This is a genomic window from Pseudarthrobacter sp. fls2-241-R2A-168, assembly GCF_030209335.1.
GTDB lineage: Bacteria > Actinomycetota > Actinomycetes > Actinomycetales > Micrococcaceae > Arthrobacter.
This window is the reverse complement of record NZ_JARVSG010000003.1, coordinates 115488-135699: the sequence shown is the minus strand read 5'-3', so window position 1 is coordinate 135699 and position 20212 is coordinate 115488. Positions and strand designations below refer to the sequence as shown.

General features: G+C 60.8%; 14 protein-coding genes. 6 read left to right on the top strand and 8 right to left on the bottom strand.

The annotated features are described in order from the left end of the window. Nucleotides 1–15 precede the first annotated feature (15 nt). The 4 genes from murJ to trxA all read left to right on the top strand — a co-directional run bounded on the left by murJ (nt 16) and on the right by trxA (nt 5520). On the top strand, nt 16–2184 hold the full coding sequence (gene murJ, locus QRN11_RS01280; protein ID WP_285249549.1) for a murein biosynthesis integral membrane protein MurJ: 2169 nt from the start codon (nt 16–18) through the stop codon (nt 2182–2184). A gap of 165 nt (nt 2185–2349) precedes the next feature. Then, on the top strand, nt 2350–3948 hold the full coding sequence (locus QRN11_RS01275; protein WP_285249548.1) for an ABC transporter substrate-binding protein: 1599 nt from the start codon (nt 2350–2352) through the stop codon (nt 3946–3948). 255 nt (nt 3949–4203) lie between these two features. Further along, nucleotides 4204–5160: a thioredoxin-disulfide reductase gene (trxB, locus tag QRN11_RS01270; RefSeq protein ID WP_285249547.1), complete on the top strand. Its 957-nt coding sequence runs from the start codon at nt 4204–4206 to the stop codon at nt 5158–5160. Nucleotides 5161–5193: 33 nt separating this feature from the next. Continuing rightward, a complete protein-coding gene (gene trxA, locus QRN11_RS01265; RefSeq protein WP_091419383.1) occupies nt 5194–5520 on the top strand; it encodes a thioredoxin in 327 nt (108 codons plus the stop codon). 5387 nt (nt 5521–10907) lie between these two features. Here the strand turns inward: trxA and QRN11_RS01260 are convergent. From QRN11_RS01260 to rpmH, 8 genes are all read right to left on the bottom strand, one after another. After that, entirely contained in the window at nt 10908–12245 is a 1338-nt protein-coding gene (locus QRN11_RS01260) for a ParB/RepB/Spo0J family partition protein (protein ID WP_285249546.1), read from the bottom strand. A gap of 66 nt (nt 12246–12311) precedes the next feature. Beyond that, on the bottom strand, nt 12312–13379 hold the full coding sequence (locus QRN11_RS01255; protein WP_285249545.1) for a ParA family protein: 1068 nt from the start codon (nt 13377–13379) through the stop codon (nt 12312–12314). Nucleotides 13380–13468: 89 nt separating this feature from the next. Continuing rightward, the gene (gene rsmG / locus QRN11_RS01250; protein WP_285249544.1) at nt 13469–14119 is read right to left on the bottom strand and encodes a 16S rRNA (guanine(527)-N(7))-methyltransferase RsmG; all 651 of its coding nucleotides are present in this window, start codon (nt 14117–14119) and stop codon (nt 13469–13471) included. A 21-nt stretch (nt 14120–14140) separates the two neighbouring features. Next, the gene (locus QRN11_RS01245; RefSeq protein ID WP_285249543.1) at nt 14141–14707 is read right to left on the bottom strand and encodes a Jag family protein; all 567 of its coding nucleotides are present in this window, start codon (nt 14705–14707) and stop codon (nt 14141–14143) included. Further along, complete coding sequence (yidC, locus tag QRN11_RS01240) at nt 14707–15678, bottom strand: membrane protein insertase YidC (protein WP_285249542.1); 972 nt, start codon at nt 15676–15678, stop codon at nt 14707–14709. The genes QRN11_RS01245 and yidC overlap by 1 nt, the downstream gene beginning before the upstream one ends. Nucleotides 15679–15693: 15 nt before the next feature. After that, nucleotides 15694–16086 (bottom strand): membrane protein insertion efficiency factor YidD, encoded by a 393-nt coding sequence (gene yidD / locus QRN11_RS01235; RefSeq protein ID WP_285249541.1) that lies wholly within the window; start codon nt 16084–16086, stop codon nt 15694–15696. Beyond that, entirely contained in the window at nt 16079–16486 is a 408-nt protein-coding gene (rnpA, locus tag QRN11_RS01230; RefSeq protein ID WP_285249540.1) for a ribonuclease P protein component, read from the bottom strand. Before rnpA ends, yidD begins: the two co-directional genes overlap by 8 nt. A gap of 40 nt (nt 16487–16526) precedes the next feature. Beyond that, nucleotides 16527–16664 (bottom strand): 50S ribosomal protein L34, encoded by a 138-nt coding sequence (rpmH, locus tag QRN11_RS01225; protein ID WP_003800212.1) that lies wholly within the window; start codon nt 16662–16664, stop codon nt 16527–16529. 468 nt (nt 16665–17132) lie between these two features. On the opposite strand from rpmH, the gene dnaA reads away from it, so the two are divergent. Both dnaA and dnaN read left to right on the top strand, forming a co-directional pair. Next, nucleotides 17133–18554: a chromosomal replication initiator protein DnaA gene (dnaA, locus tag QRN11_RS01220; protein WP_091419371.1), complete on the top strand. Its 1422-nt coding sequence runs from the start codon at nt 17133–17135 to the stop codon at nt 18552–18554. Nucleotides 18555–19078: 524 nt separating this feature from the next. Beyond that, complete coding sequence (gene dnaN / locus QRN11_RS01215) at nt 19079–20203, top strand: DNA polymerase III subunit beta (protein ID WP_091419638.1); 1125 nt, start codon at nt 19079–19081, stop codon at nt 20201–20203. The last annotated feature ends 9 nt before the right edge of the window (nt 20204–20212 follow it).

Here is a 20212-nt window from a genome sequence, read left to right as displayed (position 1 = left end):
GAGACGATGAACTCGATGTCAGCTTCCAATTTTCCTTCCGACAGGTCCAGCCGGCCCGACGACGCGGCGCCCGACGGCGTTCCGCCTGAGCCGGCCGCCCCGGACGTTGCCCAGCCAGCTCCTGCAGGCCCCAGCGAAACCCGTTCCAGTGCCATCATGGCCGCGGGCACCCTGGTGTCCCGTTTCCTGGGCTTCGGCAAGACCTGGATGCTGGGCACGGCCCTGGGCCTGGGATCGACGGTCAACGACACCTTCATCAATGCCAACAACCTGCCCAACCTGATTTTCCTGCTGGTGGCCGGCGGCGTGTTCAATGCCGTGCTGGTGCCGCAGATCATCAAGGCAAGCAAGGCCCCGGACAGGGGAGCGGATTACATCAGCCGCCTGCTGACGCTGGCTGTCCTGCTCCTGCTGGGGCTGACCGCCCTGGTGACCCTGGCAGCGCCCGGGGTTATTGAGCTCACCACCCAGGGGTACTCGCCGCAGCAGAAAGCGCTGGCGGTAACGTTTGCTTTCTGGTGCCTGCCGCAGATCTTCTTTTACGGACTGTATGCCCTCCTCACCCAGGTCCTGAATGCCAATGGTGCGTTCGGGCCGGCCATGTGGGCGCCCATCCTTAATAACGTGGTGGCCATCGCCGGGCTGGGCATGTTCATCTGGATCTTCGGCGCCAACGAAATCAATGCGCACACCCTGGACAACTGGGGGCCCACCCAAACCCTGTTTGTTGCCGGTTTCTCCACCATCGGCGTGGTGTCACAGACCGCCATCCTGATGATTCCAGTGATCCGGCTGAAGCTGGGCCTCCGTCCACGCTTCGGCTGGCGTGGTGTGGGACTGGGCAAGGCAGCCAAGCTGAGCGTCTGGACGCTGCTGACGGCCGCCGTCGGGCAGCTCGCCTTCCTGTACGTCATGCGCATCGCCACCATCCCCGGTGCCGAACGCCTCCGGCTGAAGGAGGCGGGCGACCCCGCTGCGGAGATGCTTCCGGGCAACGCCGTCCTTGAGGTGGCCAGCCAGCTGTACCTGCTGCCGCACTCCATCATTGCCCTGTCCCTGGCCACAGTCCTGTTCAACCGGATGACCCGCGCATCGCAGGACGGCAACCGGGCTGAACTGCGTGACGCCCTCTCACACGGCCTGCGGACCATGGCCGTGGCCACGGTGTTCGGAGCCCTTGCCCTGTTTGCCCTGGCCGGACCGCTGGGCATGTTCTTCTCTGGCGGCATCCGCCAGGACGGCGTGATGCTGGCCCAGACGTTAACTATCCTCGCGCTCAGCACGCCGTTTATGAGCGCAAACTTCATGATGTCCCGCGTGTTCTATGCCAACGAGGACGCCCGGACACCCTTCTACATCCAGCTGCTGCTGGCCGTTGTGTACGTGGCCGGGGCGTTTGCCATCCAGTTCCTGCCCGTCAACCAGATCATCTATGCCATCGCGGTCCTCTATATGGTGGGCAATATCCTCTCGGTGGTGATCAGCGCGTACTTCCTGCGCCGGCTCCTGGGCCACCTGGACGGTGCGCGGATCGCCAACTCCTACATCCGCATGGGCTACGCAGCCCTCGGTTCCGCCATTGCAGGTGCGGGCGCGCTCTGGCTCCTGGGCAGCTACAACCCGGACGGTTTTGCCTGGCAGAACCGGATCACGGCGCTCATCACCGTAGTTGTGGCGGGCCCCGTCATGCTGGTGGCCTACTTCTTCCTGCTCAGGTTGTTCCGGGTATCGGAACTGCGGGACCTGCTCCGGCCGCTGATGGGACGGCTGGGGCGCGGGGGGCCGGCTGCCCCTTCAGCGGAAGACGACGCGCCGCCGTCGGGCTCTTCCTCAGGTGGTCCCTCCGGTGGTTCCTCCGGTGGTTCCTCCGGCGATCGCCAGCCGCAGGCGCCAGAGCGCGCCACCACCTCTGTGGACACAGGCCTCATTCCCCGGATTTCCGGCGAGTTCGACGCCGTTTCCTTCCGCGCCGGCCCCGCTCCGCGGCGCGAGGCGGCCGCACAGCCGCCTGCGGAGGGCGGCAGGCGCCAGGACGACGGCGGCTATCTCCCCGGAGAGGAACAGCCCAGTACTGCACGGGGTGGCCTGCTGAGTGAGCAAATCCCGCTGCCCGGCCGGCGGACCTTCCAGGGCAAGCCCGGCGAGAACCCGCATTTCAGGCCGCGGCGGCCGCGCAAGAAGTGATATTCGGGCCGTTCGCCGCTGCCTTTGTCCACGGTGGGCTGGGCTCAATCGGCTAGGATCGGAAGGGAACAGGGGTAGTTGCATTCAAGGGCCGGCCTCGCGCCGGTCCCTGAACGGTGGTTGCGTCAACCGAGCCGGCAATACCGGACAGTCTAGGAGGAACACGTGTCCAACCCGATCGATGTGGGATCAGTACTGGGCGGCCGTTACAAGGTCACAGCCACCGTATTGGCCTCGCACGACCACGATCTGGTGCTGGATGGTGTGGACCAGGTACTGAACCGTCCGGTCAGCATCCTGGTTGCCGGACCCGACAACACAGAGCAGGTGGCCCAAAGCGCCCGGGAGGTTGCCACCGGGGAGCGCCCCGGCACAGTCCAGGTCTTGGACCTCGGCGTCACAGCTGCGGCCACGTACCTCATCACCAACCACACGTCCGCTGCGGACCTGCTGGACCTCGTGGTGGCCTCCAACCCTCCCTATGTGGAACCGTTCTTCACGGACACCTTGGGGAGCGAGATTTTTGGGCAGCCCCGGTCCCGCGAACCCGAGCCCTATGATGACGAAGAAAACGTCGACGCCGGCTACATCAATTACTCGGACGGACATCGCAGCCAGGTTGATCCTTACCCTGCAGCGCCCGTAGTGCCGCCCAAGCCGCCGGCACGGCCTGCGGCGGCACCCGCCGCTGGACGCAAGCCCTCCGGTTCGTCTGCGTTGGGTGGGGCTGCTGCTGGTGCGGCGGCTGGCGCGGCTGCCGGTGCCGTTTCACCGGGCGTTTCGGGTCCGGCCACCAGGCCAGCGGTTCAGTCCGAGGAGCCGGCCACCGCCAGCTTCCCGTCGGGCCCTTCAGACCGGGATGAGTCATCCGTCTCCCCGTCCGGTCCCGGGAAGCCGAAGGTCTCGCTGTGGTCCGAGGACGACTACGCGAACGTCGATGACCAGGACCTGTACGAAGATGCCCAGGCAGAAGAAGAGCCGCGGCCTGCCAAAAAGAAGTCTCCGGTCTTTGCACGGTCCGCCGCTCCGGCCGCTGCTGCAGGTGCCGCTGCAGGCGCTTCGTACTCCGATCAAGATGATTATGATGACGGCGACGACCGCGATGCCCCGGAACGTGAACCGCGCTCCATGCGGTGGCTGGTGGGCGGGCTCCTCGCAGTGGTCCTGATCGCCGGGCTGGTGTTTGCCGTAACCAACCTTGGCAGCCTCTTTTCTGCACAGCCACAGGCCAAGCCGACGGCGGCCAGCACCAACACCAGCGCTCCCTCTGCGAACGCCACCGCAACCCAGGCACCTACCTCTGCACCGCCTGCTGTCCCACCGGCCATTGAAGGAGTCACCCGCCAGGGTAACTTCGACTTCGCCGCCACGTTCGACCGCGATTTGGTGAAGGCTTATGACGGCAACGCCGCCAGCTACTGGTCGGACATGGAATTTGCCACTGAGAACTGGGGCGGACTCGCACCCGAGGGTGTTCCGCTCGTTGTGAAGCTGAAGAGCCCTGCCACCGTCTCGTCGATCACGCTTTCGCAGCTCGGCGGCTCCGGTGGAAACATCACCCTGTACACCAACGACCGGCCCTCGATCGACGGGGCCAAGGCTGTTGGCACGAACAGCTTCACGTCCACGGACCTGAACATCCCCCTGGCAGAACCGGTTCAGGCGCAGTATGTGATCGTGTCGATCAATTCGCTGCCCCGGTTGGCGGCTCCGAAGACACGTTATGGATACGGCCTCCGGCTCGCCGAGATCAAGGTCCAGTAAGGGCGGGTCCACCCGGAAGGGTCTCTCTCTTAGTTATCTGATGGAAGTGCCGCAGTCCATGGTCATCGGGCTGCGGCACTTTCCTTTTGCCGCGAGACGGTAATCTGGAAAGAGCGCCTCACGGAGCTGGCTTGTTGCTGCCTGCCGCAAATCCATCGTGTTGGGCGCCGGAATAATCAGCCAGCAGTATCAGTTGTGCCATGTGGCCGGCCTCCAAGGCGGGGCGCGTCTAATAAGGAAGAGGTTCACCGTTCAGTGACCATCGCAGAAAACACCACGTCGGATGTACGTGATGTCATCATCGTCGGCTCCGGCCCCGCTGGTTACACGGCAGCTGTCTACACTGCCCGGGCCAACCTGAGGCCCCTTTTGCTGGCAGGGTCTGTCACCGCCGGCGGTGAACTGATGAACACCACCGATGTGGAGAACTACCCGGGCTTCCCGGATGGCATCATGGGACCAGACCTGATGGAGAACTTTGAGAAGCAGGCAGCACGCTTCGGCACGGAGATCCAGTTCGAAGACGTCACGTCGCTCCAACTGGAAGGACCGATCAAGCAGGTCACCATCGCCACGGGGGAAACTTTCCAGGCCAAGGCAGTGATTCTCTCCACCGGCTCCGCCTACCGTGAGCTTGGCCTTCCGAATGAGAAGCGGCTGTCCGGACACGGTGTTAGCTGGTGTGCAACCTGTGACGGTTTCTTCTTCAAGGACCAGGACATTGCTGTCATCGGTGGGGGAGACTCAGCCATGGAAGAAGCGCTGTTCCTTACCAAGTTCGCTAAATCGGTAACGGTTGTTCACCGTCGTGATTCGCTCAAGGCATCCAAGATCATGGCCGACAGGGCACTGGCGCACGAGAAGATCAACTTCATCTGGAACAGCACCGTTGAGGATGTCATCGGCGAAAGCAAAGTCACCGGCCTGAAGTTGAAGAACCTTATTGACGGTTCAGTTTCAGATCTTGCGGTCACGGGTGTTTTCGTGGCTATTGGTAACGACCCCCGTACTGACCTGGTGAAGGACGTTCTGGAGTTGACGCCCGAGGGCACCATCGCTGTCCAGGGAAGGAGTTCCAGGACGAGCCTGCCGGGTGTCTTTGCTGCAGGCGACGTTGTGGACCCCACCTACCGCCAAGCCATCACCGCATCGGGTTCGGGCTGTGTAGCCGCCATTGACGTGGAGCACTACCTCGCAGACCTGTACGCCTAAGTCCGTAAACGCTATCGAAGAGAGAGACAGATTATGAGCAATGCAAAAGATGTAACAGACGCAAGTTTCGGCACGGATGTCCTGTCCTCTGACAAGCCGGTCATCGTTGATTTTTGGGCGGAATGGTGCGGTCCCTGCCGCAAGCTCGGGCCTATCCTCGACGAAATCTCCGTTGAGTACAGCGAGAAGGTTGATGTCGTGAAGCTGAACGTTGACGACAACCCCGCTATCGCAGCCGAATACGGAATCACGTCCATTCCTGCCGTCTACCTGTTCCAAGGCGGCGAAGTGAAGAGCACGGTTATCGGTGCCAAGCCGAAGCAGTTCTTTGAGAAGGAATTCGCGGACGTACTGTCCTAGCAAAAAACGCTTGCTGGGGGACCAGCAACCATAGAGTGTGGCCATTGCTCGTGAGGGCAGTGGCCACTCTTTTATTCCCAAGGCGTGCGCTGCTGTGGCGCAGGCAGAATGGGGTGCTTTTATGGCTGCACACCCGCACGGCGCGGCCCACTGCTTTGGATGAGCTTTGCGGATACAGGGGAAAACGCTGAGTTCCGCCCACAGTTCTGATCACTCCCGAGCACGGCTGGTCGCGCTGGGCTTCGCGTCTGCTGTTTCACGTGAAACACGGAACCCAATTGGTTCTCACCGGTAGCCTGACGAGCTGCGGCAGCAACCTGTGAAGTGAAACCACTTGAGTCGCGGAATCAGCGGAAGAGCGCGGCTCACCGATCTTGAGTCATCTTTCCAGCGGGAGCACAACAGGGAGCGACGGAGCTGCTCCAGAACCCAAAGCTTGGCCGGGCCTGGGACGGTATCGTCATCGATTCGCCCTGTGGGGCCAAAAAGAGTAGCCGCTCAAATCGATTGGAGCCGATACCGCCGGTCCACATCCAGCGCATGGCACCATCACGGAGTTTGCACCAGCTCCATACCCTAAAGGGCACGAGTGTCGGCGGGAATGTTTCGGATGTTCACTGCGATTCGGAAGCGAATTCGACGGGTTGTGCCAATCGAGATTTGGACCACGTCGCCTTCCCCAAAACATGCGCGGTGAAAGTGAATAAGACGCCAAGGCTTTCGAATGCCCTCACCTGGGCCAGCATTGGCCACGCCGCTGCAACAGTGGAAGCTGAACGGCCCAGTCCCTCGTCCTCCCGTGAGAATGGCTGAGCCTCCCGGCTCAGCCATGTTTCACGTGAAACAGAGACAGGAACAGGAACGGCCCATCAGCCGGGGCCAGCATCGGAGCCTCTGCCGGGGACATTGGAAACTGAACGTCCCGCGTCCGCACCGGGATATCACAAGACCTCACGGTTCATCGCTGTTTCACGTGAAACACGGACAGGAACAGGAGCCACCTGCACGCACATCAACGCCGAATGTTCGGAGGTGTCGCGGTGTCCCCGTAAATCACCCGCGCCTAGGAGGGCCTGCTGAACGGCGGACCTCACGGCACGCAGTCCGTCAGTCGTCCGACAACGCCGCGTCCGAACGACATCAGAGCGCTCAATACTCTTGCTCCTAGGCTCGTGCCCCAAGTCGATCAAACAGAGGGGCGGCCAGGGGCATCGTTCCACCCCCAAAGGGGAACTCCTAGCGACGCCAGCGATAGACCTGCTCGAACTCAAAACGATCTGAGGCTAACGTACTCCCACTGTCCTTCAGTTCCCTTCCCATGGTGCAATACGGGCGCCGGCGCGACCTGCTGACGGCTGCGATTCAAAGGGAAGCACTATCGGTGTAGTCTCTAAGAGTTCGGGTCAGAACCGACTATCCTCCACCGGCACTCACGGTAGAAACCAACGACTGCCAGTCTGAAAGCGGGGACCACCTCCAAAAGTTTCCGAACTTACTATCCAAAACCGTGACAGGACAAGACTGGATCGGCCTGTTGGTGCAACGCGGACCGCCCACCATAGCCAACACCCCGGGCCGGTGATCAAGACAGCTACCATTCGATCAGAGGTATGCCGGACCGAGGCCACCGCAGGGCCGTCGCGTTGTTTCACGTGAAACAGAGTCGGCTCGAGCCGGGCCGCCAAGAAACGCCCACACCTGCGCCAGTCCCCGAAACGAATCCTTCTTCCGCGGGCCTCCTGCCTAGTCAATGGCCCCTAGCGCTACGATGATGTACCGCCCCGTGAAACGCGTGTCTTGATCCTCAGACATCAGCCGACGGCCCTGGGGATACCAGACGGATGCTCACCTACATCAGAGTTCACCATGTACCGGGGCCTAGCAATAGATCAGCGCACACCAGAGCTTGGACCTGGTCGAGTAGCCGTGTCAGGCCTCCAAAGCCCCGCGCACGAGTGGAAGATGCCAGGAGGAGTCCGCGCTGTTAGCAGGCCCAATTTCCGCCACCTGTAACGCCAGGGGCACTCTGACTGCACTTAGGGCGCCTTTTCACCGGTACCGCCCCCGTCGCCCGCCGCACGCCACTCACGAATGTCGGCTACCGATTCTTCGAAGGAGCATTCCCTTCCAGAACCAAGCCACAAACACGCTGCCGGCAATCAGGCGGCTGCCCTAGGTCTTATGTGCCAGCCGCCTTCGTCACTCAAGTGACCAATATTGGCGGTGCCATAGTGAGGCAACACGAGACTTCTTGGCCGGCTGCCGTGGCAACGAAGAGGGGAAACCAGGATGCAGTCCCAGGGACAGTCGACACTATCGCGACATTCCCGTCACTTGCATAACCCTTATCAGGTACCGCCGCAAGATCAATAGCCGTATTGCTCCGACCGTGCTGCGTATGCTCTGCCGCAAAGTACGCGCAGCGTGGGTCACAAAGCGGCATATGGAGCTTGAGTTTTCCCCACGTTATCCACAGGCGCAGAGTGGGCTTGTCCACACAGTTATCCACAGGCCAACTCGAAGGATGGTGGCAACGCTAAGGAACGCAGGCGGGCCTACGAGTTGGACGAAGACCCCAGCTGCTAGGTCTAGCGAAGTCTAACGCTGCACCAGGCCAGAGCAGGACGTAGAACCGGTGACGGAATACCCAGAAGTAAACCGGAAACGGGCCTCTTCGGACCGCTGTGCACCCCTTGTACCGAACTGATTCACCACTTGAAGGTTCTCGATCCGTTTCACGTGAAACCCCTAGGCGTGACTGCGGTTCAAGCGCTCTGACAGGCCGAGAGTAGCAGCGGAGCGAGGGGATGAGAAGTCTGTCACATCCACAGGGACAAGCTAGATTATCCACACCGTTATCCACAGGGATATCCACCGACGACCTTGGCACCAGAAGCGGTCAGCGCTTGGGAGTACTCCGCCTCTAACTGGGCCCGGGAAGGCACAGGCTGTCACATGGAGAGGCCCCAGGCGGTTCGTACTGACCGTCTTCGAATTCGCAGGCACGAGCCGGAGGCGTCCTGCCTCTCCACACTGACCAGTTGCCAGCACCCGAGCAGTTCCGTCTAGTCAGCCAGCAGGGCTTCTTCACAACACGGCTAGGTCCACAGACTCCGCTCCCTAGCTGCCCTTCCTGCGAGGCGATCGCCAGTTGCGATGAACTCGGGGATCGAGGCGAGAACGCCCACGCTCCATGCCTAGGCCCGGAGTCGTAGCAGCCAGGCAGGCGTCGTAGCAGCCAAGGCCAAAGTATCCCGGAGCAAGATAGCGGCCGACACTTGCCTGGGCGCTAACCAATAGCTAAACGGTCGGGAACCGCCTATCCAACACGTCCGCACGAGCCGCACAAGTACCTGCTTGCCCGCCTAGCCGCGCCTCCCAAATGAAGCTGAGATCTGACTGTGGCGCATGCTAATCCCAGCTGAACATGTTTCACGTGAAACGACGACGGGGTCAGACCAGTGTCGACGCGAGGACGCTCTTCCTCCAGCTGATATGGGTTCGTTGGTTCGTCCATATTGACCATCAGGAGCGAGCCCTCCGGGCTCTGCAAATACCCCGAGTAGCAACAGGAAGAACATGGTGACCCATAATTTTCTGCCGGGTCCGGACGCATCCAAGGGGGAGTGTGTGGCGCAAAACCATTTAGAGCCTGCTATGCGCTAGGCCAGTTGGCCAGCGCCGTAGCTCGAAACCCAATACGCTGCGCCCAGCCGGCATGATCGGTCCACTGCAGATCGTCGAGGGCAATCCTGGTGCCTGAGACTATTGGCGCAGGCACTAATGACCTCCTGAAGCGGTGCACCTTAGCGCGAGTAGGACCGAACACTAGAGAACCAACGCAGAAGGGGACCGTCCGCCGCATTGAAAACGGCTCGCCACCTTCTCTACGTGAAGTGATGCCGGGCGCCTCGGCTTTGGCGAAAGCTTACCCGTTCGACCACCCCCGAAATGCAATTCGTGCAACCGCCGTAACCCAGCACGGATACTGGTTGGCTGGCAGCGGTGATCTCCTTCTCCGAACACCACTGTCGCACCCGTGGCGGTAATGCCAAGGATGCGTTTCGATCTAGAAGCCTAGCTCGTGAGATCAACGTCAAAGAGGCAGACTTGAGCGGGCAGATGACAGAAGACGGTTTCACGTGAAACGTCGTGGTGCCGGTTCTACCGCGAGGAGAAGGTGGAAAATGCTCATCGGGCCGTCGTATAGATGGCCCTGATCGATTAGGACACCGGTTGCACTGTGGCGGCAAGTTCATTGATGCGTAGCGGAACGGTCGCATTTAGGACGACGAATCTAAGGCGCTGAAACTATCCCTGCCGGGATGCGCCAGGGCGGGGAAAGCGCATTGACCTATTGCAAGACGGCAGCATCGATGGCCTCGAATAGACCTTGGCAATTGCTCGTTGCCGGTTAGACGTCTTTGCTGACGTACGCCCACCCCATATACGCGTATCACTTTGGCCTTCTGCAAGGTGAGCGCTCGGAGGGCCGAAACGCAAGGCCCAAGCAACGGAATGTCGCCCGCGAACCCCTACTCTACGGATCACGCAAAGGCTGAGCTCGCGGCGCCACGGCCAGCGGACGACTGGAGCAGCGCACATGTGGGGAGGTGCATCACGGTACTCGGACGTGGCGCAATACCTAAGGCGTCCTCCACAACACGACATTCGCCAGTCAATATCTGCACAACGGACGCGCAAGAGCTTATCGGATGCGTTGGCTATAGGTCGGGAGACGAAATTGGGTGCCGCAGCGCCTTCTGTAGTTCTATTCAGCCCGCCTCCTCGCCCCTGAGTCGGCGAATAGGCTCCTGCACAGTCACCCGGTCCTTCGAGTTGCCCATCTCCGGACGCAGCTGAAGCAGAATACTGCGCGTCTCAGAAACAGAACCGCCGTCGCAGATGGACCGGAAAGGTGACTGTATCCTCCTTGCACCGGTGGTACAGCGACCCGATGCAACGCTCTCGGCGCCTAACCCTCTGCCTGTTTCACGTGAAACGTCAAACCACAGGCTGCCGGGGCATAGTCCGCGCGAATCCTGAGAAGACAAGAGAGAGAAGCTAAAGCGCAATTTCCGGCTGAATCAGTCGGGATATATGCGATCTTCGCAAGGCAGCTGGGCGCGATCGAGCAGAGGAGCGCGTCTTCTAAGTCTCGACGGTAAACCAAGGCCCTGCATCAGCCCCAAACCGAGAAGATGCAGGGCGCGCCGTGTCCATTCAACCAAGCGGCAAGAACTAGAACGGCTCGTTGAGCTGACAGCGCACACACTGCGAAGCTCGGGAATCAGCAGCATTAAACATCCAAGAGCACCCAGATGTGCAACAGCCGGGGCGTGAGCGGTTGCACAAGCCGCCAAGCAACCGCCCGCGAAAAACCCTTGTTAGCTGTCTGCCCCGGGTGCCAGGACGTCCATGATGCGGTTGAGGTCTTCAACGCTGGCGAATTCAATACTGACCCGGCCCTTGCGGACTCCCAGCGAGATCTTGACGTTGGTGTCCAAGCGGTCCGAGAGGGATGAGGCGAGATAGTCCAGGCGCTCGTGACGCGCGCCGGGACGCGGAATGTTGTTCTTGGCAGGCTTGGCGGGATCCTGGTACATGGTGACGGCTTCTTCCGTGGCCCGTACCGACATTCCCTCAGCGACAATGCGCTGGGCGAGTCGTTCCATCGCTGCGGCGTCTGGCAGGGCCAGGAGAGCCCGTGCATGGCCAGCGGAGAGAACACCCGCAGCAACCCGGCGCTGAACAAGGGGAGGCAGCTTCAGCAGCCGCAGGGTATTCGAGACCTGGGGGCGTGACCGGCCAATGCGGTCTGCAAGCTGCTCGTGAGTGGTGCCGAAGTCTTCGAGGAGCTGCTGGTAGGCCGCCGCCTCTTCCAAGGGGTTGAGCTGGCTGCGGTGCAGGTTTTCGAGAAGAGCGTCACGCAGGAGGTCGTCGTCGGTGGTGTCCCGGATTATTGCCGGGATGGTTTCCAGTCCAGCGGCCTGCACTGCACGCCAACGGCGTTCACCCATAACGAGCTCAAAGGGTTCTCCACCGGGCTCGGTTGAATTCCGGACCACAATTGGCTGGAGAACGCCGATTTCACGGACAGAGTGAACCAGCTCAGCCATGTCGTCTTCATCGAAGACGGAACGGGGCTGTTTGCGGTTCGGGTGGATGTCCGTGACACGGATCTCGGCAAAGCGGACACCGGGTACCTCTACCAGATCCACTCCGTTGTCCGTCGCAGGAATTGCCGCAGATTCGGGGGATGGGCCACCATGCCCAACCTCCTGCTCGTCATTGGGAACTTCACTCGCATCGGCAGCCTTCTTGGCCGGCGCGGTGCTCTTGCCCGCACCGTTCGAACTGGCATTGGATTTTGTAGTTTGCCCATCGGAGCGGGGGCTGGCCGCTCCAGGTGCGCTCTTTGCGCTGGAGGACTTTGCGGCCGCGGGCTTGCGAGAGCCGTTGCTTGAGGATGTGGACGCTGATCCCTTCGAGACCGCATCCGGCAACTCAAGAGAAGAGGTCCCGGCAACAGTGCCGGCGGCGGACTCTTCTACCGGTGCTGAATCCACAATAGATTCGGCGGGATCGGTCTTCCGGCGCCCCTCGGGAAAGAAGAGATCGACAGGGCGCGCCACAGCTGTTCCGTTGCCCGCCCCGTTAGCACCGGCGGAACTCGGAATCAGTGCGCCAAGACCGCGGCCCAGGCCCCGTCGCTTCTCGCTCATGAATAAATCCCTCCAGTGGAAGAGCCAGGTCCAGCCAGGCTCCAGTTGTTGCAGTTCTTGAAGATTTTAGCGTTCTGCTATTTCAGCAGCAGCTTCCAGGTAGGACAGGGCACCACTGGATGAGGGGTCGTAAGTCATCACCGTCTGCTGGTAGCTCGGCGCTTCGGAGATGCGCACCGAACGCGGCACCACGGCGGACAGGACCTGTTCCGGGAAGTGCTGTCGGACTTCAGCAGCCACCTGCGCCGCAAGGTTGGTGCGGCCGTCATACATGGTCAGCAGGATGGTGGAAACCACAAGATCCGCATTGAGATGCTTCTGGATCATCTCAATGTTCTTGAGCAACTGGCTCAGGCCCTCCAGCGCGTAGTACTCGCACTGGATGGGAATGAGCACTTCGTTGGCTGCACAGAACGCGTTGACCGTCAGGAGGCCAAGGCTCGGCGGGCAGTCAATGAAAATGTAATCCAGGCGCTGTTCGCCATTTTTCTCGCGGGCCTTGGCATAAACGTCAATGGCCCGGCGGAGACGCTGCTCACGGGCCACCAGGGAAACAAGTTCAATTTCAGCACCGGCCAAGTGGATAGTGGCCGGCGCGCAAATGAGATTTCCGATGTCCGGGCACTGGGCCACCACATCGGCGAGGGGCACGTCATTGATCAGGACGTCATAGATGCTGTCCACATCAGCGTGGTGTTCGATACCCAACGCTGTGGACGCATTGCCCTGGGGGTCAATGTCGATAACCAGGACGTTCAGTCCGGCTGCTGCGAGGGCCGCAGCAATGTTGACGGTGGTAGTGGTCTTCCCCACCCCGCCCTTTTGATTGGATACCGTGAAGATGCGCGTCTTCTCCGGGCGCGGCAACTGTCGTCCAACCAACCGCTCGCGCCGGCGGGTCTCATGCGCCAATTCACGGGCAATGGGACTGGAATCATCAATGGCGTCGATGATGTTCCCCCTACTTGTGGAGGTTGTTTCACGTGAAACGAACACCGGAGATGAATTTGTTACCGCACCAGGTTGATTTCCAAGAACACCGGAGGCGCCCGAGACAGTCCCAGCGAAAGAACGTGCTGACCCCAAAGACACAAACGGGGGTATCCGTTGTGTGGAGGCTTCGCTACTGGTCACTGGGGCACACTCACTCTCGTTCAGCTATTTTTGCTGCCGTTGACTAGCCTAACTGCTTACCCCGGCAGACTGCGGCTGCCGGGCCAACACTAGGGCTTCTTTTGGGACTTGTTTACAACGATGCGTACCACAGTGGTGGGCTCTTCCAGCAGGTTATCGCCAACCGTCAGGACCGACGTCTCCACGCCGCCCAGCTTCCGGATGACCTTAGCCGCCTTCTCGATTTCCTCGCCCGCGCTGCGGCCTTTGATGGCAACCACTTCACCCTTGCCTGCGAGCAGGGGGATGGTGAGGCCGGCAAGGTTGCTCAGGGCAGAGACAGCCCGCGCGGTCACAACATCGGCGTCCACGTGTCCCACTGCCAACTCGGCGCGGGTGCGCATCACTGTGACATTATCCAGGCCCAGGTCATCCACCACTTCCTGAAGCCAGATCACCCGGCGTTCCAGAGGCTCGATCAGGGTCAGTTCCAGGTCCGGGCGCGCGATAGCGAGGCACAGGCCCGGGAGCCCGGCCCCGCTTCCCACGTCCGCTACATGGCTGCCGTGGGCAATTGCGCTTTCAATGACAGCGCAGTTCAGGACATGGCGGCTCCACAGCCGGGGGATCTCGCGGGGGCCAATCAGCCCGCGCTCAGTTCCGGAAGTGGCGAGGTGTTCCACATAACGCCTAGCAAGGTCCAGGCGGTCACCGAAAATCTTCTCAGCTGCCAGAAGCTCAGCTGGCGTGATGTCAACCATGATTAGCGAATCAGCAATTCTCTAGTCCGCGGATACAACGATATGGCGGCCGGCACCTTCGCCCTCGGACTCGCTCACCAGGCCGAGGTCGGCAACGGCGTCGTGGACGATCTTGCGTTCGTAGGCACTCATCGGTTTGAGGGCAACTGCCTGGCCGGTTTCCTTTACAGTGGCGGCCGCGTCCTCGGCAATTTTCTGCAGGTGGCCGGTGCGCTCCTGCCGGTAGCCGTTGATATCCAGCACCAGGCGCGAACGGTTTTCCGTGGCGGACAGCACGGCGAGGCGGGTCAGTTCCTGCAGGGCTTCAAGGACTTCGCCGTCCTCGCCCACCAGGCTGTCGAGGCTGTCCGATTCATCCTCCGTAACGATGGAGATGTAGGTGCGTCCGTTGCGGACCTCGATGTCGATGTCGCCGTCGATATCTGCAATGTCCAGCAGCTCCTCGAGGTAGTCCGCTGCGACGTCGCCTTCTTCCTCCAGGCGGCTCGCTGAGGAGGCCTTGGGGGAGGAAAGATCCTGGTCCAAGGACTCGTCCTGCTCGTCGACAGTCACTTCAGAAAGGGCCTGTTCAGTACTCTCGGCTGACATTACTTCTTCTTCCTGTTCTTGCGTTGTGGCTGGGTGCGCTGTCCTTTTGCCTGCGCCACGGCAGCGGCGGCGTCCGCTGCGTCCGCGTCGTCGTCCTTCTTACCACTCAAGATCGAAAGGGCCGGAAGGCCCTTGGCGGCACGGCGCTCGGCGAGGGCCTTCGCTGCGGGGGATCCCGGCGTCGGCATGCGGCGGATGACAAAGAACTGCTGGCCCATGGTCCAGAGGTTGGTGGTGGTCCAGTAGATGAGCACACCGATGGGGAAGTTGATGCCGCCTACACCGAAGACAATGGGCAGGATGTAGAGCATCATCTTCTGCTGGCGCATAAAGGGGCTGGCCATGGCTTCTTCAGACATGTTCTTGGCCATGATCTGCTTCTGCGTGATGAACTGCGAGGCCGTCATGGCAAGGATCATGATGATCGAGAGGACCACGACGGCCACGTTGGTGGCGCCGCCGTGAAGGAGTGCGGCGGACAGCGGAGCCCCGAAGATGCTGGACTCGTCGAACTGCACCACCTGCTCTTGGCTCATGGCACCGATGCCTTTGCCCTGGGTCTTGGCAGAACTGATGCCGGACAGCACCTGGAACAGGGCGAAGAAGAAGGGCATCTGGATCAGCATGGGCAGGCAGGCGGAGAACGGGTTGGTCCCGTGCTTCTTGTACATGGCCATCTGTTCCTGCGCCATGGCCTGGCGGGACAGCTGGTCTGTCTTGCCCTTGTACTTGTCCTGCAGCTTCTTCAAGTCAGGCTGGAGCAGCTGCATGCCGCGTTGGGCCTTGATCTGCTTGACGAACACGGGAATCAGGGCGGCGCGGATCACCAGCACCAGGCCAATGATGGACAGCGTCCAGGTCCAGCCCGATGCTTCGGGCAGGCCGATCGCGCTCAAGCCCTCATGGAAGCCCACCATGATGACGGACACGAGCCACTTGAACGGAAACATGATTGTTTCAAAGAAGTCCATACTTATCCCTATTCGTCAGGCCGCCGTGCGGCCTTCTCCATCAGTCCGAGCAGCCAGGTACTTGTCCGGGTTGTTCAGCACAACAATTGTGGGGGTCTGGCTGGCAGGCCATTCCCGGTGGCCGGCGGGGACATGGTCCACACCGCCGGCATTCCATGGGTGGCAGCGGGCAAGGCGGCGCGCAGCAAGCCAGCTTCCCTTGACGGCACCATGGACAGTAATCGCTTCAAGGGCATATGCCGAGCATGAAGGGAAGAATCTGCAGACCTGGCCGTACAAGGGAGAAACCACCTTGCGGTAGGCCTTCAACAGAAGAATGAGGATGTTGCGGGGCAGGTTCCAGAGGAACAGCGCCACGGCGGCCACAACAGGATGTAAATGGGCGACGACGGCGGTAGCGTTAGGCACGCGGTGTCCCCTCCTGTGTTGTACCGGCCGAACCGTTGGCGGCAGCCCGGGAGCGGCCGGCCAGACGGGCCATTGTCGACTCCAGTGCAGCGTTGTAATCCGAGAGCAGTTGCTCCCAGCTCGCGGACGCGGACGCAGGCAGCGCCCTGACCACTATGGCGAACCCGGTACCGTACTCGCGCAGCGAGGCAGCACCGGCTTCCCTCAGTCTCCTCTTAACGAGGTTCCTGACCACAGCGTTCCCAACACTTTTGGAAACAATGAACCCGATCCGGCTGGGTTCGTCGGCAGCAATAGCTGCCGCATATAACACTACGTTCCGGCGTCCATTGCGGACACCGGAACGTACAGTTGTTGAAAAATCGGTTGCAGTCCTCAAACGGTTGCGGGTGGCCAGCACCTTAAACTCGCAAAGAAATGTCTACCGACAAGTCAGTTATTTACGCCGACAGCTCGGTACGGCCCTTGCCACGACGGGCTGCCAGGATTGCGCGGCCGGCACGGGTACGCATACGAAGGCGGAAGCCGTGCTTCTTGGCTCGACGGCGGTTATTCGGCTGAAAAGTCCGCTTGCTCACGTTAGTTACTCCAGTGGATCAAAGGTGCGCCCACCCGATCAGTATGGGGAAGAACTGGCCGACGCTAAGTTTTGTATATGCACGCTTCCCCCGGCTGCTCACACGCACTGCGTCTGAGAGATTCAGATGGGGCCAAAAAGCGGACACAAAGGACTTCACAACGTTAGGGCAATTCACTGCCCCCAGTCAAACCGAAGCCGGCCGCCGGCGTTGTCCCCAGCTGTGGCAAACCTGCCCTTCGAGCCTGTGGATGAAGTGGCTCACAGGCTCCATTTCAGAACCACAACCGTGTAATTATCCACAAGCTACTTGCCAGCTATCTTCTAGGCTTTTCATCCCCTAGAGTGGCCCAGTAGCCGATTATCCACGTGCTGTGTATAACCCTGTGGATGAAGCTGAACCGGATCCTGGTTCCGTGCTTGCGGCTGCAGGCAATGCAGGCAAAGCAAGTTTTGAGGGAACCAATTGATGACAGTAGACGAAGCCAATCACGCCAATACTGTCGGAAGTTCCTGGCGCCGCGTTGTCAGCCTGCTGGAACAGGACCACCGCGTTTCACCCCGTCAGCGTGGCTTTGTCATCCTTGCCCAGGCCCAGGGCCTGATCGGTTCCACCCTGCTGGTGGCAGTACCCAATGAACTCACCCGTGAAGTGCTTCAGACCCAGGTCAAGGACGCCCTGGATGATGCGCTGCACAGCGTCTTCTCCGAGGACATCCGCTGTGCCATTGACGTGGACACGGACCTGGTGCCCATCCACGAAGAGCCCGAACCTGTTGTGGAGCCTTCCTTCTCGCCGGACCAGCTGATCGAGCAGAAGCCGCAGCCCATGCTGCCCAGCACCTCCCACGAATTCGGGCGGCTCAACCCCAAGTACGTGTTTGACACCTTCGTGATCGGCTCGTCCAACCGCTTTGCCCACGCCGCGGCCGTCGCTGTCGCCGAAGCCCCGGCCAAGGCCTACAACCCGCTGTTCATCTACGGCGATTCGGGGTTGGGCAAGACCCACCTCCTGCATGCCATCGGCCACTATGCCCGGCGGCTCTACAGCGGCATCCGCGTGCGGTACGTCAATTCCGAAGAATTCACCAACGACTTCATCAACTCCATCCGTGACGATGAAGGCGCCAGTTTCAAGACCACTTACCGCAACGTGGACGTCCTTCTCATCGATGACATCCAGTTCCTGGCCGGCAAGGACCGGACGCTGGAGGAGTTCTTCCACACATTCAACTCGCTGCACAACAACAACAAACAGGTGGTCATCACCTCTGACCAGCCGCCCAAGCTGCTCGCCGGGTTCGAGGACCGGATGAAATCGCGCTTCGAATGGGGCCTGCTGACGGACATCCAGCCGCCGGAACTGGAAACCCGTATCGCGATCCTCCGCAAGAAGGCCCTCAGTGAAGGCCTGTCGGCTCCGGATGACGCCCTCGAATACATCGCGTCCAAGATTTCCAGCAACATCCGCGAACTTGAAGGCGCCCTGATCAGGGTCACTGCCTTTGCAAGCCTCAACCGCCAGCCCGTGGACGTTGCCCTCGCCGAGATGGTGCTCAAGGACCTCATCACCGACGACGGCGCCCAGGAGATCACGTCCAGCCAGATCCTGCAGCAGACGGCCGAGTACTTCAAGCTCAGCATGGAAGAGCTTTGCAGCAAGTCCCGCACCAGGACGCTGGTCACCGCACGCCAGATCGCCATGTACCTCTGCCGGGAGCTGACCGATATGTCGCTTCCCAAGATCGGCCAGGAGCTTGGCGGCCGCGACCACACCACCGTGATCCACGCCGACCGCAAAATCCGTGAACTGATGGCCGAGCGCCGTGTGATCTACAACCAGGTGACCGAGCTGACCAACCGGATTAAGCAACAGCAACGGGATTCCTGACCAAGCACCTATACCTTATTAACAGGTGCATGTGGATAAGCCTGTGGATACTTAAGGGGACAACCGCGGTTAATGGGCTTAAAACCCTTAAGCCGCCTGTGGATCGCGAAAAACGCCAAAATTCTTATCCCCATCCACACCCTGTTTAAAACCTGCTCCACCCACAGTCCATGAACAGGGCTTAACCGCCGGATCGTACGGCGAGAGGCAGTTATCCACAGTTTCCACAGCAGTTATTAACACTACTAATCCCAAAAATTCGAAATCCCTCAAACAACAAGATCGATCCGCCCGCACCGCTCGGAGGGGCCGCCGGCCCCAAGGGGCCAGCGCTGCAAAGTGGGGATGGGTTAATCGCGGATCTTCCGGCTAAGCTGTCAGCAGCGCTCCCATCCTTGGGTTTCTGCGTGGTTCAGGCAGCACGGACCATGCAAGTTCAGGTGTGGGACAACTCCCTTGAGGAGCTTCCTGCGGGAAGTTTCGTCGAACACCAACGCAGCAGCAATGAAAGGCGGCACCCTTCCGTGAAGTTCAGAGTCGATCGGGACGTCCTGGCAGAAGCCGTCACCTGGACAGCCCGCTCGTTGTCTCCGCGGCCGCCCGTCCCCGTCCTTTCCGGCCTCCTCCTGAAGGCTGAAGCAGGCACGGTCAGCCTCTCGAGCTTTGACTACGAAACCTCAGCACGCCTGGAGATTGCCGCTGACATCCGGGACGAAGGAACCATCCTGGTTTCAGGCCGCCTCCTTGCTGACATCTGCCGCAGCCTTCCTTCCGCTCCCGTGGACGTCGAAACGGACGGCAATAAAGTCACCCTCACCTGCCGCCGCAGCAGCTTCCACCTGGCCACCATGCCGGAAGCGGAATACCCGCCGCTTCCCGCCCTGCCCACGGTGAGCGGAACAGTTCCCGGTGACTCCTTTGCCCAGGCTGTTTCCCAGGTGATCATTGCTGCGAGCAAGGACGACACCCTGCCCATCCTCACCGGTGTGCGGATGGAGATCGAGGACGACCTCATCACCCTTCTCGCCACTGACCGCTACCGGCTCGCCATGCGTGAAGTTCCGTGGAAGCCTGTCACTCCGGGCATCTCCACCAGCGCACTGGTCAAGGCAAAAACCCTCAACGAGGTTGCCAAGACCCTGGGCAACAGCGGAGACATCCAGCTTGCCCTCTCGGATGATGACAGCCGGCTGATCGGTTTCGAAAGCGGCGGCCGCACCACCACGTCCCTGCTGGTGGACGGCGACTACCCGAAGATCCGCTCCCTTTTCCCGGATTCCACGCCAATCCACGCAACTGTCCAGACCCAGGAACTCGTCGAAGCGGTACGCCGTGTCTCGCTGGTAGCCGAGCGCAACACCCCGGTCCGCCTCGCCTTTACCCAGGGCCTGCTGAACCTGGACGCCGGCACGGGCGAGGACGCACAGGCCTCTGAGGAACTGGAAGCCCAGCTTTCCGGCGACGACATCACTGTGGCCTTCAACCCGCACTACCTGGTGGAAGGCCTAAGCGTCATCGAAACCAAGTTCGTCCGGTTCTCGTTCACCACGGCACCGAAGCCGGCCATGATCACGGCCCAGGCGGACGCGGACGGCGAAGACCAGGATGACTACCGCTACCTCGTGATGCCGGTCCGCCTCCCCAACTAAGTAGCAGCA

Bases quoted from the DNA above. Each gene is read 5' to 3' on its own strand.
- murJ (WP_285249549.1), top strand. From the start codon at position 16: ATGTCAGCTTCCAATTTTCCTTCCGACAGGTCCAGCCGGCCCGACGAC.
- trxA (WP_091419383.1), top strand. From the start codon at position 5,194: ATGAGCAATGCAAAAGATGTAACAGACGCAAGTTTCGGCACGGATGTC.
- QRN11_RS01260 (WP_285249546.1), bottom strand. From the start codon at position 12,245: ATGAGCGAGAAGCGACGGGGCCTGGGCCGCGGTCTTGGCGCACTGATT.
- rsmG (WP_285249544.1), bottom strand. From the start codon at position 14,119: ATGGTTGACATCACGCCAGCTGAGCTTCTGGCAGCTGAGAAGATTTTC.
- QRN11_RS01245 (WP_285249543.1), bottom strand. From the start codon at position 14,707: ATGTCAGCCGAGAGTACTGAACAGGCCCTTTCTGAAGTGACTGTCGAC.
- yidC (WP_285249542.1), bottom strand. From the start codon at position 15,678: ATGGACTTCTTTGAAACAATCATGTTTCCGTTCAAGTGGCTCGTGTCC.
- dnaA (WP_091419371.1), top strand. From the start codon at position 17,133: ATGACAGTAGACGAAGCCAATCACGCCAATACTGTCGGAAGTTCCTGG.